Below are 14,417 nucleotides of genomic sequence, written 5' to 3' on the forward strand. Positions count from 1 at the left end.
CGTGCCTCATGCCTTGAACTTGCTCATGTGCAGCACGGGCTTGACCAGCTCTCAATGAGGCAAGGCGGCAATGTCGAGATGGCCGACCTGAAGAGTTGAGCGGCCGGCAGCGATTTCAGCCAGACGGAAGGCGAGCCAGCCCGCCAGACCGGCAGCATCAATGCCCATATCGCGGGCGGCGTCTGCCCAGCCGCGCACAAGCTCTTCCTGAAAAGCACCCTGCTCTGGCCCGGCCTGCCAGTCGGACGTGCCCTGCACCACCCGGTAGCCTGCCCTTTCGAAGGCGCCAATCGTATAGGCCGCAGCATCCGGGCCCAGCGCCGGGCCAAAGCCCTTGTCCGTCTGCTGGTGCGCATTCATTGCAAGACGCACGGTTTCATCCAGCGGATGGGGCGGAAAACAGACCGCACGGCCATCATAGGTGAGACTGGCGAGAAAGGGCTTGCCCGCAGCGCTGACCGCAGCGGCAAGGGCATCAGCAAAGGCGGCCGTGACCAGATCCAGAAAGGCCGATGTCGTCACCCCATCCGTTGCTGCCAGATCCAGAACGCCAAAACCTGCGGCCAGATCCGTCTCCCTACAGTCAATGGCAGTTCCGGCGAGACCCGCCAGCCGGATCTTGGCCTGTGCCAGCAGGGCCGGATCATGATCGGTCAACAGCCACCTTTGACCCTGGGCAAGCCTGGGCGCAAGCGCGGCGACGGTTGCACCCGTGCCGCTGGCCAGATCCGTCAGATGCGGCGGGCGCCCCTGCGGCAGGGCGTCGAGAAATGCCGCTTCCACGGCGGTGTTGCGCGCCGCCTCATCGACGGGGGAGCGCAGAGCAAGCCATTCAGCCGAAAATCCGGCCATCCGTCTTTCCTCTCTCCTGATCACGCCGGGATGCGGATCCCGGCTGCATCAAGCGCATCCGAGAACTGCCGCGCAGCCTCCGTCCAGTCCGGCATCCGCTCTGCCGCAGCGCGCGCTTCTGCGGCCAACTGCTGGCGCAAGGCACTGCCGGTCATCAGCCTGCGCAGTGCTTCACGTAAATCTTCTACGCTGCCGGGCAGCACATAGATCCCGCCGCCGCCGGACAAGCTGCGCTCGACCGCAGGGCCGCCACTGCCGATGACAGGCAATCCACGGGCCAGCGCCTCGGTAAAGGCCATGCCGAAGCCCTCATAGCGGCTGGCAAGCACGAAAAGATCAGCCGCAGCATAGGCTGCCTCCAGCACGGTGCTGGACAATGCGCCGTGCAGGGTGATCCGCTGTTCCAGCCCATATGCCGCGATCTGTTGCAGGATTGCAGCGTGGCAGGCTTCATCCAGAATGCCGCCGGCCACTTCCAGCTGCCAGTCAAACTGCGTCAGCCCGGCTAGCGCCTCCACCAGCACGTCATACCCCTTGCGCGGCACGATGGAGCCAACGGCCAGAAGACGCAGAACCGGCCCGCCACTGCCCATGGCCTGCGGTGCCCTGTCCGTACCAGGCTCAACCACGTGCAGATGCGCTGATGGCACGGCGAAAAGCACCCGCACGCGCTCCGCCGTTGCGTGACTGGTGACGATCACTTCATGGGCATGGCGCAAGGCGTCGCGTTCAGCCGCCTCAAGCTGGCTGGCAGTCTGCGGATCCAGACCGCTTTCAAGGCACAGCGGATGATGCAGCAGGCATACGAGTGTCAGCCGTGGCGCGAGGCGCGCGGCGGCGGCACCCAGCAGCGCATAAGCGAGACCATCCACCACCAGCAGTGTGCCGTCCGGCAGCGCCTCAAGGGCCCTTTCAGCGTTGCTAAGCACCTCCTGCTCCGGAAAGGGAAAACCGTACCCCAGTTCCAGCAGTTTCACGTCTCTGCCAAGTTCCCTCAGCCCGGCGATGATGCGCCGGTCATAGCCATACCCGCCGGTCGGCGTGTCGAGATCGCCCGGGAAAGCAAAGACAACGGGGGCTTTGGGGGCAGAGGCTTCACTTTTCATGCCACAGGCGCCTCATACCAGGCTCGGGCCACATGGGATTCGGAGATGGTCACACGGATTGCATGGATTTCGTTGCCCGGACGGCCCAACCGGTTGTCCCTTGCAGCTTGTGCCAGATGGTCATGCACATGCTTGGTCAGGAACTCGGTGGTGGTGTTGATCCCGGCGAACTCCGGCACTTCATCGAGATTGCGGTAGTTCAGCGGCGACAGCACTTCCTTCAGTGCATCATGGGCACGGCCGATGTCGATCACAACACCATTGGCATCCAGGCGGTCCGCCAGAAAGGCGGCATCGACCACGAAAGTTGCCCCATGCAGCGCCTGCGCCGGGCCGAACAGCTCTCCCTTGAAGGAATGGGCAATCATCACATGGTCGCGGACTTCAACGGCAAACATTCACTCACTCCGGTTGGTCATAAACAACAAGCGGCGCCAGCGCTGAACGGTCGTGCAACAGCACATGCGGCAGGCGCCCGGGCAGGCTGGCAAAGGAAAGGACGGGGTGCAGCAGCGCATCGAGCCGGTCATCTGCCAGCAGCGACAGCGCCGTCTCCAGCCTGCGGCGGAAGCTCCAGCGGTTGCGGCGCTGAGCTGGTATGCGCCCGACCTGCGTGGATTTCAGCACCAGCCGGCGGCTGTGAAAATCAGACCCAAGCGGCACGGATACAGGCTTTGCGCCATACCAGCTCAGCTCCAGCACGGTGGCTTCATCCCCGGCGCAGCTGAGCGCGGTGGCAAGGCCTGCGGGCGAGGCACTGGCGTGGATAACGAGATCCTGGTCCCTGGGCGTCTCACCGGGCAAGGCAAAGCCAGCCCCGAAAGAGGCAGCAATCTTCGCGCGGGAAGGATCGACATCCACCAGCGTCACGCGGGTGCCGGGAATGCCGGCGGCCAGAAAGACGCAAAGCAGCCCGAGAACGCCGCCGCCCACCACACAGATGTGATCACCGGGTGCGGGCGCTCCGTCCCACAGGGCATTGAGCGCCGTTTCCATGTTGGCCGTCAGAATGGCCCGCTCCGCAGGAATGCCCTGCGGCACCGGGACCAGCATCTCAAGCGGCACATCAAAAACATCCTGATGGGGATGCAGACAGAAAACAGTCTGGCCAAGCCGCTCCGGCGGCCCCGCCTCGACCCGGCCCACGGCGGCATAGCCATATTTGACCGGGAAGGGAAAGTCTCCGCCCTGCAGTGGCGCACGCATGCGCTGCCACTCGGCCTCAGGAACCTGTCCGCCCAGAACCAGCCGCTCCGTGCCACGGCTGACGCCGCTTGCCAGTGTGCGTACCCGCGCCCTGCCGGGCTCCACAGGCGGAAGCTGCTCGCGGCGCAACTCGCAGACACCGCTGTCCACATACCAGAGCGCCGTGGCCGTCTGCTGCCCGTTCCCGGCGTCCTCATCAGCTGTCATTGCTGCCTGTCCTGCAGTTTGCATGTCTTGTTTCTCATACGCAGGCTCGCACAGACTGGAGCAGTTCGCACAGGCTCTGATGACGGAAAATATGTCTCAGCCTGAAAATCAGACGAAAACACCCTGCCGGGCATGCCCAGGCAGGGTGTTTGAAAACTCTGCGGTCCTTGCGCCAGACGCCAGACGCGCCTGCCGCCGGTTTTCCGGCCGGTCAGGCCGCGTTCGAAGACGACTGCGGCTGAGTCAGCAGCGCAAAGGCTGTATCTGCATCCGGTGCTGAGCGCAGACCGCCCGCGATCTTGGTGTCGCGCAGCTGCCGGGCAATCCGGGCCAGGGCCTTCAGATGATCTGCGCCCGCCCCTTCCGGAGCCAGCAGCAGGAAGATGAGATCGACCGGCTGGTCGTCCAGCGCATCGAAGTCGATCGGTTTCTCCATCCTTGCGAAGAATCCAACCAGCTTGTCGAGTTTCACCAGCTTGCCATGGGGAATGGCGACGCCATGCCCCACACCGGTGGACCCGAGCCGCTCACGCTGCAGCAGCGTGTCGAAGATCTCGCGTTCGGACAGGCCGGTCAGTTCCGCGGCCTTGGTGGCCAGCTCCTGAATAGCCTGCTTCTTGCTGCTCGCCTTCAACCCGACGACAACCGCTTCCTGAGATATCAGATCGCTCAGATCCATCATTCTTTTCCGTTTGGTCCTCAAAAACGCTCCCGGCAGGTTGCCCCGCCGGGAGTGCAGAACTTGAAGACAAGATGGCCTAGTTGGCCGCCTGCTGTCCAATCAAGGCTGGATCAATCCAGCCGATGTTGCCGTCAGGGCGCCGGTAGACGACGTTCACGCCGCCATTTGCGGCACTCTTGAAGACGACGACCGGGGCTTCGGACAGATCCAGTTCCATGACCGCCATACCGACGGTGAGGGTCTTGATCCGTGCCGAGGTCTCGGCGATGACCAGCGGATTGAAGTCCGCCGGAACTTCCTCTTCCTCCTCAGGCAAGGCCAGCACGTAGGACGCTGCCTCGTAGAACTCGCGCTGCGCGCCATTGGCCACGCTGTGATGCGCCTTGAGCTTGCGCTTGTACCGGCGCAGCCGCTTTTCAATCCTGTCCGCAGCGCGGTCAAAGCTCGCGCGCGGGTCATGGTCCTCTCCGGACACCTGCAACACGATCCCCGTGTCCAGATGCAACGAGCATTCCGTCTTGAAGCCCGCGCCTTCGCGGGTCAACGTGACATGCCCGTTAAAACCACCGTCGAAATACTTCGACAGCGCGTCGGCGATCCGGTCGTTGACATGGACGCGCATTGCATCGCCAACATCAACGTTCTTACCCGAAATCCGCAATGTCATGGGGGACCTCTTCTTGTTTCATGGGCCGTTTCCTGCCGGCCGGAGCCGGCTCGCGGAGCTTTCGCCCCGGACGGTACAGCATGACCCATACGGCACTTCGGCGCCATACCCCTGACATTGCTTTCGCGGGCGGTGCTATAGGCGGCACTGCCCGTAAAGTCAATTGGCGGCTCTGACAGCCTCGATAGCCGGGCGGATCAACCGTCCCGTCTGATTCATATAGGAGCACAAATCCGCTTTGTGAGCACCACCTGGAAGAGAGCGCGATTAATTTTTGCTGTCTTCAGGCCAAGCCCTTCTTTTCCCTGCGCCTTTGCACGGAAGAGCCGAGGTGCATGGCCTCGCGGTATTTGGCGACAGTGCGGCGGGCGATGTCCACTCCGTCGTCCTTGAGGCGCTTCACGATCGTGTCGTCGGACAGAATATCGTCCGGCGATTCGGCGTCGATCATCTGCTTGATGCGGTGGCGCACGGCCTCGGCCGAATGGGCATCGCCGCCTTCCGTCGCCGAAATGGCGGAGGAGAAGAAATACTTCAGCTCGAAGATGCCGCGCGGCGTTGACATGTACTTGTTGGACGTCACGCGGCTGATCGTGGATTCATGCATGCCGATGGCATCGGCAATGGTCTTGAGATTCAGCGGCCGCAGGTGCTCGATGCCATAGGTCAGAAAGCCGTCCTGCTGGCGCACGATTTCTGTCGCCACCTTCAAAATGGTCTTGGCACGCTGATCGAGGCTCTTCACCAGCCAGTTGGCTGTCTGCAGGCAATCGGTCAGATAGCTGCGCTCGGTCTCGTTGCGGGCGTTGCGGGTAATAGAGGCGAAATAGGTCTGGTTCACCAGCACACGCGGCAAGGTGTCGGTGTTCAGCTCAACCGTCCAGCCCCCGTCCGAGGCAGGGCGCACAAGCACGTCCGGCACCATGGGCTGCACGATAGAGGAGCCATAGGCCCGGCCGGGCCGCGGGTCCAGCGCCTTGATCTCTGCGATCATGTCAGCAAGGTCTTCCTCATCCACCCCGCAGATGCGGCGCAGCGCCGGATAGTCATGCCGCGCCAGCAGCTCGATGTGAGCGATCATGGCTTCCATTGCTGGATCGAAGCGGTTGCGCTCCTTCAACTGCAGGGCGAGGCACTCGGCCAGCGAGCGGGCAAAGACGCCGGAAGGCTCGAAACCCTGCATCACGGCAAGAACGGCCTCGATGCGCGCTGCCGGAATGCCGAGTTGCGCAGCGGTTTCCTCCAGATCGAGATGCAGATAGCCGTTCTCATCAAGGCTGTTGATCAGGTGCTGTCCGATGATCTTGTCGACAGGATCGGCGAAAGCCAGATGCATCTGGTCCATCAGCACCTGAATGAGGGATTCTTCCTCCGCCACGAAGGCTTCGAGATTATAGTCCTCGGAGGAGGCCGAGCTGCTGGCCCGGTGGCTGTCGATACCCAGAAGCGAGGCCGGTTCCGGCGCTGCGGACACGCCGGGCTCATCTGGAAATACGTTGCCCAGATCGGTGTCCATCTGCGACGCGATGGCCTCGGCCTGCGGCTCAAGGTCGCTTTTCAGCCATTCGGAGGGAGCGCCGTCACTGCTGCTGAATTCGCCGCCGCCAGCCTCGAAATCATCGCCACCGGATGCATCATGAGCACTGTCATGATCGCCGCCCTGCCCGTCTGCCGCACCGGAGCCGTCGCCGTTTTCCGTGCGCTCCAGCAAGGGGTTACGCTCCAGCTCCGCCTCCACATAGGCAACCAGATCGAGATTGGACATTTGCAGCAGCTTGATCGCCTGCATGAGCTGCGGCGTCATGATCAGCGACTGGCTTTGCCGCATCTCAAGCTTGGTCGAGATTGCCATGGGCGGGGGGCGTTTCCTATCCTGGTGCTTTTTGGTCCGTTTCTTGCTTATAACCCAGCACCAGCGCCCTGTTCAAAGCGTAAATTGCTCTCCGAGGTAAAGACGGCGCACATCCGGGTCCGCCACGATGTCATGCGGCGCGCCTTCGGTCAGCACTTCACCAGACGCGATGATATAGGCGCGGTCGATCAGACCAAGCGTCTCGCGGACATTATGGTCGGTGATCAGAACGCCAATGCCGCGCTGAGTGAGATGGCGGACCAGCTGCTGGATATCGCCCACGGCGATGGGATCGATACCGGCAAAGGGTTCGTCGAGCAGCATGAAGGACGGACGGGTTGCTAGCGCGCGGGCAATTTCCACGCGGCGGCGCTCGCCGCCCGACAGGGCGATGGAGGGAGACTTGCGCAGATGGGTGAGGCCGAACTCGGCCAGAAGCTCATCCAGATCGGCTTCGCGCTGGCGCTTGTCGGGCTCCACCACTTCCAGCACGGCGCGGATGTTGTCTTCCACGTTGAGGCCGCGGAAGATCGACGCTTCCTGCGGCAGGTAACCGATGCCAAGGCGGGCGCGGCGGTACATGGGCAAGCTGGTGATATCAAAGCCGGACAGGGTGATCTGCCCCTGATCCGGGCGGATCAGGCCCGTGATCATGTAGAACGTGGTCGTCTTGCCCGCCCCGTTCGGTCCCAGCAGCCCGACAGACTCACCCGGATTGACCGTCAGCGAGACATATTTGACCACCTGGCGCTTGCGGTAGCTTTTGCCGATGCCTTCGACCGTCAATGCGCCGCCGGCATAGGCTTCGTCGGATTCAGGTCCGGCGGCGTCACGGCCGGAGAAGGGGAAAGGCAACCATTTCACGCGGAAAACATCCTGACGGTAAGAGACAGCTCTTGCACACGTTTCGGGCCAGCCATCCGCCGCTCTCCCATCGCGGCGGATGAAAAGCTCAGTTTCCGGCCGGCGGAGTGTTATTCAGGCTGTTGGGCTGAATGAGGACCTTCACACGGCCGGATTTGGGCGCTTCGAGATCCGCCTGACCCGTGGTCAGATTGACCGTCAGCTTGTTGCCGACAACCACATTCGGCCCCTGGCTCAGCACGACCTCACGGCCGGTCATCACCATCATGTTTGTGGCCATGTCGAAGTCGGCTTCATCGCCCGTTGCCGTCTGGTCTTTCGAGGTAATGAAAACACGGCCCGAAGCCTCGAGGCGCGAAATATCCTGCTGGGCGCCCTGAGTGGCCGAGCCATCATAAAATACTTTCAGGCGCTGGGTCTTCAATGTGGTCTCGCCCTGCACCACGACCACGTCGCCGGTGAAGGTTGCCACCTTGGAATTGTCCTCGACCTGAAGCTCCTTTGCCTCGATCTGGATCGGCTGGTCGTTGTCCTGGCCGAAGCCCTGGAACGCGTTGTTGAAGGTCTGGGCGGAGGCCCCGACGGGTACAATCGCCAGTGCGGCGAGGGTCAGCAAAGTCCTGATACCCTTCATTGCGGGTTCTCCGTTTTGTCGGCGCCGGGTCGCAGCACCATCTTGATACCATCAGTGAAACGGGCAATGCCATTTTCCTGATCATATGTGAAGCCATTGGCCTGAATATCGCCGCCATCCGACTGCACCTGCATCGCCCTGTCGGTCACGACGGCGCCAGTCTTCATGTCAACATCGACGCTCTGGAACTCGATGGCATATTTGCCGCTCCAGTTGATCCTGACATTCTCGAAGAGCTTCAGCGTCTCTGCGCTGCTGTCATAGGTGCCCTTGTCGGATGTGATCTGCGCTTTGTCTTCCGGATTGGAAACAATCTCGGCCGTGATCATTTCCAGGTCGATGATACGCGGATCTGTCAGGCGCTGGATGGCCCGCTCCGCCACAACCCGGTAGGTGCGCTCACCGTCATTCCCGGACAGTTCAGGGCGGTCCATGACCAGGCCGTCAGACGTCAGCGTTACATTGCCGATGCCAAGGCTATTCAGGAGATTGAAGACGAAGATCAGACCGCCCATGCCCAGCAGCACGATAAGCCCGAGCACAGGCAGCAGGATGCGGAGGGCGCGGACACGGCCTGAATGGCGGCGTGCGTTTGCACGGGCCTTGTTAACCCGCCCATCTGCCGCATCTACGGAGCGCTGTGTCGTCTGATCCATCTTCTCTCCCGGCGCACGGCCGCGTCACACCGTCATGCGAGCCCCGCCCGCAAGGGGTTGGGCACATTCACCTGACGCAGGCTTAAGCCGTTTTCATGGCCGCCCACAGGCTCATCGCACCACGCTTGCGCAATTGCACGCCATACGGGAATTGCGCCGCACTGCCTTCCAAACACGCAAGCGTATATGGGGTATGCGCCGAACGTTAAAAAGATGCAACGCAGTACCCAATCAGGCTGCCGGAAGCGCCTGTTCAGCTATGTGCAAAAATATCCTGCTCTTCCCAGCCCAGCAGATCAAGGCGCGCACGGGTGGGAAGGAACTCGAAGCAGGCCTGCGCAAAGCCAGTGCGCTCTTCACGCTCCAGCATCATCTGCAGCTGGGCACGCAGCGCATGAAGGTGCAGCACGTCGGACGCAGCATAGGCAAGCTGCGCATCCGTCAGCGTTTCGGCGGCCCAGTCCGAGCTCTGCTGCTGCTTCGACAGGTCCACGCCGACCAATTCGCGGGTGATGTCCTTGAGGCCGTGCCGGTCCGTGTAGGTCCGCACCAGCTTGGAGGCAATCTTGGTGCACCAGACCGGCGACACGGTGATGCCGAGATACTGATAGAGTACAGCCAGATCGAACCGGGCGAAGTGGAAGATCTTCACCTTGGCCGGATCAGTGAAGAGGCGGGCGAGATTCGGGGCCGACTTCTGGCCGCGGGCGATCTGCACAACATCTGCGGAGCCATCACCGGGCGACAGCTGCACCACGCACAGCCGGTCGCGGTGCGGATTGAGGCCCAGGGTTTCCGTGTCCACTGCGACAGCCTCCACCCCCTCATAGTGGGAAAGGTCAGGCAGGTCGTTCTTGTGGTAACGGATGGTCATGAGCGGAAATCCTGAAGTTGCGTCGGGTTCTTTCAGCACATTCCCTTGAAGGGGGCAAGATCCGGGATCGTATCAAGGGGCGCCAGAATGCGAAAAAGGCCCGCTTTCGCGGACCTTTTCGATCTGGACCTTGGTAGTGATCCAGAAATTTGGTGCCCAGGAGAGGACTCGAACCTCCACGCCTTGTGAGCGCTAGTACCTGAAACTAGTGCGTCTACCAATTCCGCCACCTGGGCTGTGAGGAGGGCTTTTAGGGGCGCTCCGAGAGCTTGTCAATCATCCTTTTGAGAGAAAAATGCATTTGCACACATGCCGCCTTCACAGGCGGGGATCAAAGGGCTAAGAACCCTTGGTGCGCCGCCATCCAGGCGGCCCATTGCTTCAAGTGACGCGACAAGGAGCCGGCCGCCATGCATTCGGCGCTCAATGGAAAACTCGTTACCGTCTTCGGTGCTTCCGGCTTTCTCGGCCGCCATGTGGTGCTTGCACTGGCACGCCGCGGCTACCGGATTCGCGCGGCCGTGCGCCGTCCGGATCTGGCCGAGCACCTGCAGCCGCTGGGCGGCGTTGGTCAGATCATGCCGGTTCAGGCGAATCTGCGTTACCGCTGGTCTGTGGACCGCGCCGTCGAGGGGGCGGATGCGGTCGTCAATCTGGTGGGGATTCTCTATCAGTCCGGCCGTCAGAGCTTTGATGCCGTGCAGGGCTTCGGTCCGCGCGCCATTGCGGAAGCCGCCCGCGCTGCCGGACTGAATGGCATTGTCCACGTCTCCGCCATCGGCGCGGATGCAGCCTCTCCTGCCGCCTATGCCCGCTCCAAGGCAGCGGGTGAGGCTGGTGTTCTGGAAACGCTCCCGGACAGCGTTATCCTGCGCCCGTCCATCGTGTTCGGCCCTGAAGATGACTTCTTCAACCGCTTCGCCGCAATGGCACGCATGTCCCCGGTTCTGCCGCTCGTCGGCGGCGGGGTCACAAAATTCCAGCCGGTTTACGTTGGTGATGTTGCAAATGCGGTTGCCACGGCTGTGGATGGGGGCTGCAAGCCGGGCGCCATCTACGAACTGGGCGGCCCGGAAGTGAAGAGCTTCAAGGAATGCCTTGAGCTGATGCTGGAAATCACCCGCCGCAAGCGCCTGCTGCTGCCGCTGCCCTTCGGCGCGGCCGAAATGCAGGCCCGCATGCTGCAGCTGCTGCCCAAGCCGCCGCTGACCGTGGATCAGGTGCGGATGCTGCGTGTGGACAACGTTGTTTCGGCTGCCGCCGAATCGGAAGGCCGCACGCTGGCAGGTCTCAGCATCAACCCGTCTTCACTGGCGGCCATCCTGCCGTCCTACCTGACCCGCTTCCGCGAGCACGGGCAGTATGATGCCCACCGCGTGGCCTGAAGGGCCACGCAGGGAAAGGATCTGGGTGGCCTGAACGGCCACGCAGATAAAAGACTCCGGGTGGCCCGAAGGGCTGCGCAACAGGGTTGAGTTTTGCAGGGGCGTCATTTGACGCCCCTGTGCTTTTTGGAACGCGGCTCGATCCAGTGCCCCGATGGGGTGAGCCCGACATCCTTGAGCAGCCGCTCGTCCAAGTGAGCGATATTCCGCCGCCGTCTGCGGCGCAGGCGCTCCTCGTGGAGCCAGTTCCCGGTCTGTGCCAGAAGGCTTGCCAGAAATGGCAGAAGCCCTGATGCTGCGGATGCCTTGCGGTCTGACGTGCCATTTCCATTCATGATCCTGCCTCCTTTCAAGCCCCTCCTGCAGGGCCCGTAAAAAGAAGGATGCCAGCCCAATCCTGACAGCTGCGAGTCAGGTTTGATCCTGTTATGTTCTCATTCTGATTCTTTTTTGTTTCCTGAGAACCGGCAGGCCCCGATGAACCCGATCGAACGCGCCCTGGGCATCCTCTTGCTGCTTGGCAGCGGCAAGCTGGTGACGGCAACGGCTCTGTCCGAGCGGTTTCAGGTGTCGCTGCGCACCATCTACCGGGATGTGGACCGGCTGATTGCTCTGGGTGTTCCGGTAGAGGCCGAGCGCGGGGCGGAAGGCGGATACCGGCTTGCAAAAGGTTATATACAGCCCCCTGTTGCCCTGACGCGCCGCGAGACAGCAGCGCTGCTGATCGTGCTCTCAGTGGCGCGCGGCCTGCGCACCACACCATTGGCCGCCGATCTGGAGACGGCGGAGCGTAAGCTCATCGCCTCCCTGCCCCGCCCGGCGCAGGAGCTGCTGACCAACGGCGAGCGAATCGTCGGTGTTGAACCGCTGCCGCCGGACATCTTTCATGATTCGCCCTCGATCGAGCCGAATGCAGGCTGGCAGGAAGCGCTGGACCGGTTCATGGAAGGGCTTCTGGAAGGCCGGCGCGTGCGCTTCGAGCACCGTAACCCGAGCCGGCAGGAGCCACGGGCCCATGAGGTGGAGCCGCTGGGCGTCATCTTTGACCGGGACCTGTGGTATCTGGCTGGGCGCTCAGTCGAGGCAGATGACCTCAGGATCTACCGGGCCGACCGTATCTTGAACATGGAGGTGAGTGGCCTGCGCTTCCGCCCACCCAAGGAATTCTCCGTACAGGCGCTGTTGAATGGCGCATGGCTGTCACGCGCCGTGCGGCGCTGGCAGTCGGAAGACCCGCATGGCGTCATACTGGTAAATGAGGAACAGGCCCGCACACTTGCGCGCGACTGGTACTACCGCCACGCGGTCTTTTCACCGGCGGGAAATGGCAAGGTGAGAATCACCCTGACGGACACAACGCAGGCCCGGCTGTTCCCGCTGCTGCGCTGGCTGGGCCCGGGCGCCGAGCTCATTGAGCCCAGCGCCCTCCGGCCTCTTTTCGCGGCGGAACTCGCCGCGATGTCCGCGGCCCATCAGTGATGAGCGGCGGCTTCCTCCCAGAAGATGTTTGCCCGGCAGGCTCAGCAGCCGGATTCAGCGCGGATGAGCATCGCGACCGCATGGATGCGGTTCTTGGCGCGCATGCGCCGGACGGCAGCGGCAATGTGCGTCTTGACCGTGGCGACGCTGATATCAAGGCGGTGGGCGATCTGCTTGTTGATGAGACCGTCGGCCAGCATCCGCATCACGTCCTTCTGGCGCTCGGTCAGGAGGGCCACCCGCTCCTGCGAAACCGTCAACCCGGCAACAGGCATCGGCATCACCGGATGCAGTTCGACCGGGTGGTGCCAGCTCTCCACGACTTGATCCAGCATGTTCGCTCCCTTTCGTTTCAGACCCGTCCGGCGGCGCCTCCCAGGCAGCCACCTCCTCCCGGGCCTTTGTGATGAAGGGACCATAGCCATTTGGCGGGCCTTCTGCGATATGCAAAAGTGTGTTATGTTAAACTGTAAAATCTTCGCAATTTGAGAAACTGATGGCCAGAAAGCTTTTTGCCGGACACGTGTTGCGCAAGCTTCGCGAACGGGCAGGTCTCACGCAGGTGGCCTTCGCCAGCCGGCTGGATCTGTCGCCTTCCTATGTCAACCAGCTGGAGAGCAACATCCGCCCGGTTTCCGCCTCCGTGCTGATCGCTGTCAGCCGCGAGTTCGGCGCCGATCTTGCCAGTTTCGAGGCAAGCGACCTTGACCGGCTGGTGGCCGACCTTGGCGAGGCGCTGGCAGACACCCGCTTTCATGACGGCAGCGTCGGGTTGCAGGACCTGAAGAGCGTCGCCACCCACACGCCGGACTTCGCCCGCGCCTTTCTGGATCTCTACGGCACCCTCCGGCGCATGAGCGAACAGCAGGCCTCGCTGGACGATGCCATCGATGCTCACGGGGAAAGCAGCGGCCGCGCCCCGCGCATGACGCCGCCCTATGATCAGGTACGCGACCATTTCCACTACATCGACAACTACGTCGATGCGCTGGATGTGAGCGCTGAGGAACTGGCCAGCAAGCTGGGACTCGCCTGGACGCCGGACCGCTTCGGCCGGCTCAGCGCCTGGCTGCGGGACACCCACGGCGTGCGGGTGGACATCACCGAACGGCAGGCCGCAGATGGTGCCATTGTCGCCTTCGATGCCAGAGCGAAGCTCGTCACCCTCGACCGGGGCTTGCCGCGCCCGGCCATGGAATTCCAGCTCGGCTGTATCGTCGCGGACCTGACGGCGGAAAAGCTCATTTCCAGTCATGTGGAGAAGGCCGGTTTCTCGACGCTGGCGGCACGGGAAATCTGCCGCCTCGCCTTGCGCAACTATTTCGCGGGTGCCCTGCTGCTGCCTTACGGCGCCTTCCTGTCCCTCGCCAAATCCTACCGGCACGACCTCGACCGGCTGATGGTGACGACAGGGGCAAGCCTTGAACAGATCTGCCACCGGCTTTCCAGTCTGCAGCGGTCAGGCGAAAAGGGCGTGCCCTTCTATTTTCTGAAAGTGGACCGGGCCGGCAATGTCATCAAGCGGCACAGCGCCACCCGTTTCCAGTTTGCCCGCTACGGCGGCTCCTGCCCGGTGTGGAATGTGCATGAGGCCTTCGAGCTGAACGAGAGCCGCGTCTCGGCGCAGGTGGGCGAGATGCCGGATGGCACGCAATATCTCTGCCTGGCCCGCAGCATCTCCAAGCCAGCCACCCGCTTCGGCGAGCGCGAGCGGCGCTATGCCCTCGGCCTTGGCTGCGAGCTGAAATATGCGGATATGCTTGTCTATGGCGACGAGCTGGGCCTGACCGACCGGGTCAATCCGGCCCGGATCGGCATCAACTGCCGCATCTGCCCGCGCGCCAGCTGCCCGGAGCGGGCCTTCCCCGCTCTCGACAAGGAGATCCAGGTGGAACGGGACTCGCGCGGTATCGTGCCGTTTTCATTGCGGTGAAGCGGGAGGAGAGGCGAAAG

Annotated in this window: 16 protein-coding genes and 1 tRNA gene; 3 read left to right on the plus strand and 14 right to left on the minus strand. The window is 62.6% G+C overall.

Annotation, left to right across the window (positions count from 1 at the left end; translation table 11 throughout):
• Positions 1–51: 51 nt before the first annotated feature.
• From V6L75_RS17995 to V6L75_RS18050, 12 genes are all read right to left on the minus strand, one after another.
• Positions 52–852 (minus strand): class I SAM-dependent methyltransferase, encoded by an 801-nt coding sequence (locus V6L75_RS17995; RefSeq protein ID WP_334252858.1) that lies wholly within the window; start codon positions 850–852, stop codon positions 52–54.
• A 20-nt stretch (positions 853–872) separates the two neighbouring features.
• Positions 873–1,958, minus strand: a complete 1,086-nt coding sequence (locus tag V6L75_RS18000; protein ID WP_334252859.1) for a glycosyltransferase family 4 protein — start codon at positions 1,956–1,958, stop codon at positions 873–875.
• The gene (locus tag V6L75_RS18005; protein ID WP_334252860.1) at positions 1,955–2,356 is read right to left on the minus strand and encodes a 6-pyruvoyl trahydropterin synthase family protein; all 402 of its coding nucleotides are present in this window, start codon (positions 2,354–2,356) and stop codon (positions 1,955–1,957) included. Before V6L75_RS18005 ends, V6L75_RS18000 begins: the two co-directional genes overlap by 4 nt.
• A gap of 4 nt (positions 2,357–2,360) precedes the next feature.
• Complete coding sequence (locus tag V6L75_RS18010; RefSeq protein WP_334252861.1) at positions 2,361–3,371, minus strand: zinc-dependent alcohol dehydrogenase; 1,011 nt, start codon at positions 3,369–3,371, stop codon at positions 2,361–2,363.
• 211 nt (positions 3,372–3,582) lie between these two features.
• Positions 3,583–4,050: a PTS IIA-like nitrogen regulatory protein PtsN gene (ptsN, locus tag V6L75_RS18015; RefSeq protein ID WP_334252862.1), complete on the minus strand. Its 468-nt coding sequence runs from the start codon at positions 4,048–4,050 to the stop codon at positions 3,583–3,585.
• 79 nt (positions 4,051–4,129) lie between these two features.
• The gene (hpf, locus tag V6L75_RS18020; protein ID WP_334252863.1) at positions 4,130–4,720 is read right to left on the minus strand and encodes a ribosome hibernation-promoting factor, HPF/YfiA family; all 591 of its coding nucleotides are present in this window, start codon (positions 4,718–4,720) and stop codon (positions 4,130–4,132) included.
• 283 nt (positions 4,721–5,003) lie between these two features.
• Positions 5,004–6,572, minus strand: a complete 1,569-nt coding sequence (rpoN, locus tag V6L75_RS18025) for an RNA polymerase factor sigma-54 (RefSeq protein ID WP_334252864.1) — start codon at positions 6,570–6,572, stop codon at positions 5,004–5,006.
• Positions 6,573–6,644: 72 nt separating this feature from the next.
• The gene (gene lptB, locus V6L75_RS18030) at positions 6,645–7,427 is read right to left on the minus strand and encodes an LPS export ABC transporter ATP-binding protein (RefSeq protein WP_019963591.1); all 783 of its coding nucleotides are present in this window, start codon (positions 7,425–7,427) and stop codon (positions 6,645–6,647) included.
• Positions 7,428–7,524: 97 nt separating this feature from the next.
• On the minus strand, positions 7,525–8,070 hold the full coding sequence (lptA, locus tag V6L75_RS18035; protein WP_334252865.1) for a lipopolysaccharide transport periplasmic protein LptA: 546 nt from the start codon (positions 8,068–8,070) through the stop codon (positions 7,525–7,527).
• On the minus strand, positions 8,067–8,726 hold the full coding sequence (gene lptC, locus V6L75_RS18040) for an LPS export ABC transporter periplasmic protein LptC (RefSeq protein WP_334252866.1): 660 nt from the start codon (positions 8,724–8,726) through the stop codon (positions 8,067–8,069). Before lptC ends, lptA begins: the two co-directional genes overlap by 4 nt.
• A 253-nt stretch (positions 8,727–8,979) precedes the next feature.
• Positions 8,980–9,600, minus strand: a complete 621-nt coding sequence (locus V6L75_RS18045) for a ribonuclease D (RefSeq protein ID WP_334252867.1) — start codon at positions 9,598–9,600, stop codon at positions 8,980–8,982.
• A gap of 150 nt (positions 9,601–9,750) precedes the next feature.
• A tRNA-Leu gene (locus V6L75_RS18050) sits at positions 9,751–9,836 on the minus strand.
• Between the two features lie 174 nt (positions 9,837–10,010).
• Here V6L75_RS18050 and V6L75_RS18055 point away from each other — a divergent pair.
• A complete protein-coding gene (locus tag V6L75_RS18055) occupies positions 10,011–10,985 on the plus strand; it encodes a complex I NDUFA9 subunit family protein (RefSeq protein ID WP_334252868.1) in 975 nt (324 codons plus the stop codon).
• A gap of 104 nt (positions 10,986–11,089) precedes the next feature.
• Here the strand turns inward: V6L75_RS18055 and V6L75_RS18060 are convergent, their stop codons facing one another.
• Complete coding sequence (locus V6L75_RS18060; protein ID WP_334252869.1) at positions 11,090–11,320, minus strand: YjiS-like domain-containing protein; 231 nt, start codon at positions 11,318–11,320, stop codon at positions 11,090–11,092.
• Positions 11,321–11,462: 142 nt separating this feature from the next.
• Here V6L75_RS18060 and V6L75_RS18065 point away from each other — a divergent pair, with 142 nt between their 5' ends.
• Positions 11,463–12,464 carry a helix-turn-helix transcriptional regulator gene (locus V6L75_RS18065; RefSeq protein WP_334252870.1) on the plus strand — a complete coding sequence of 334 codons (1,002 nt, stop codon included), beginning with the start codon at positions 11,463–11,465 and terminating at the stop codon, positions 12,462–12,464.
• Between the two features lie 41 nt (positions 12,465–12,505).
• Here V6L75_RS18065 and V6L75_RS18070 read toward each other — a convergent pair whose 3' ends face one another.
• Positions 12,506–12,799 (minus strand): response regulator transcription factor, encoded by a 294-nt coding sequence (locus V6L75_RS18070; RefSeq protein WP_334252871.1) that lies wholly within the window; start codon positions 12,797–12,799, stop codon positions 12,506–12,508.
• Positions 12,800–12,960: 161 nt separating this feature from the next.
• Between V6L75_RS18070 and V6L75_RS18075 the strand changes: the two genes are divergently transcribed.
• Positions 12,961–14,397, plus strand: a complete 1,437-nt coding sequence (locus V6L75_RS18075; RefSeq protein WP_334252872.1) for a helix-turn-helix domain-containing protein — start codon at positions 12,961–12,963, stop codon at positions 14,395–14,397.
• Positions 14,398–14,417: the final 20 nt, after the last annotated feature.

This window comes from Pannonibacter anstelovis (assembly GCF_036881715.1).
Lineage (GTDB): Bacteria > Pseudomonadota > Alphaproteobacteria > Rhizobiales > Stappiaceae > Pannonibacter > Pannonibacter anstelovis.

Coding starts and splice junctions, on each gene's coding strand:
- V6L75_RS17995 (WP_334252858.1), bottom strand. CDS start 852: ATGGCCGGATTTTCGGCTGAATGGCTTGCTCTGCGCTCCCCCGTCGAT.
- V6L75_RS18000 (WP_334252859.1), bottom strand. CDS start 1,958: ATGAAAAGTGAAGCCTCTGCCCCCAAAGCCCCCGTTGTCTTTGCTTTC.
- V6L75_RS18005 (WP_334252860.1), bottom strand. CDS start 2,356: ATGTTTGCCGTTGAAGTCCGCGACCATGTGATGATTGCCCATTCCTTC.
- V6L75_RS18010 (WP_334252861.1), bottom strand. CDS start 3,371: ATGACAGCTGATGAGGACGCCGGGAACGGGCAGCAGACGGCCACGGCG.
- ptsN (WP_334252862.1), bottom strand. CDS start 4,050: ATGGATCTGAGCGATCTGATATCTCAGGAAGCGGTTGTCGTCGGGTTG.
- hpf (WP_334252863.1), bottom strand. CDS start 4,720: ATGACATTGCGGATTTCGGGTAAGAACGTTGATGTTGGCGATGCAATG.
- rpoN (WP_334252864.1), bottom strand. CDS start 6,572: ATGGCAATCTCGACCAAGCTTGAGATGCGGCAAAGCCAGTCGCTGATC.
- lptA (WP_334252865.1), bottom strand. CDS start 8,070: ATGAAGGGTATCAGGACTTTGCTGACCCTCGCCGCACTGGCGATTGTA.
- lptC (WP_334252866.1), bottom strand. CDS start 8,726: ATGGATCAGACGACACAGCGCTCCGTAGATGCGGCAGATGGGCGGGTT.
- V6L75_RS18045 (WP_334252867.1), bottom strand. CDS start 9,600: ATGACCATCCGTTACCACAAGAACGACCTGCCTGACCTTTCCCACTAT.
- V6L75_RS18055 (WP_334252868.1), top strand. CDS start 10,011: ATGCATTCGGCGCTCAATGGAAAACTCGTTACCGTCTTCGGTGCTTCC.
- V6L75_RS18060 (WP_334252869.1), bottom strand. CDS start 11,320: ATGAATGGAAATGGCACGTCAGACCGCAAGGCATCCGCAGCATCAGGG.
- V6L75_RS18065 (WP_334252870.1), top strand. CDS start 11,463: ATGAACCCGATCGAACGCGCCCTGGGCATCCTCTTGCTGCTTGGCAGC.
- V6L75_RS18070 (WP_334252871.1), bottom strand. CDS start 12,799: ATGCTGGATCAAGTCGTGGAGAGCTGGCACCACCCGGTCGAACTGCAT.
- V6L75_RS18075 (WP_334252872.1), top strand. CDS start 12,961: ATGGCCAGAAAGCTTTTTGCCGGACACGTGTTGCGCAAGCTTCGCGAA.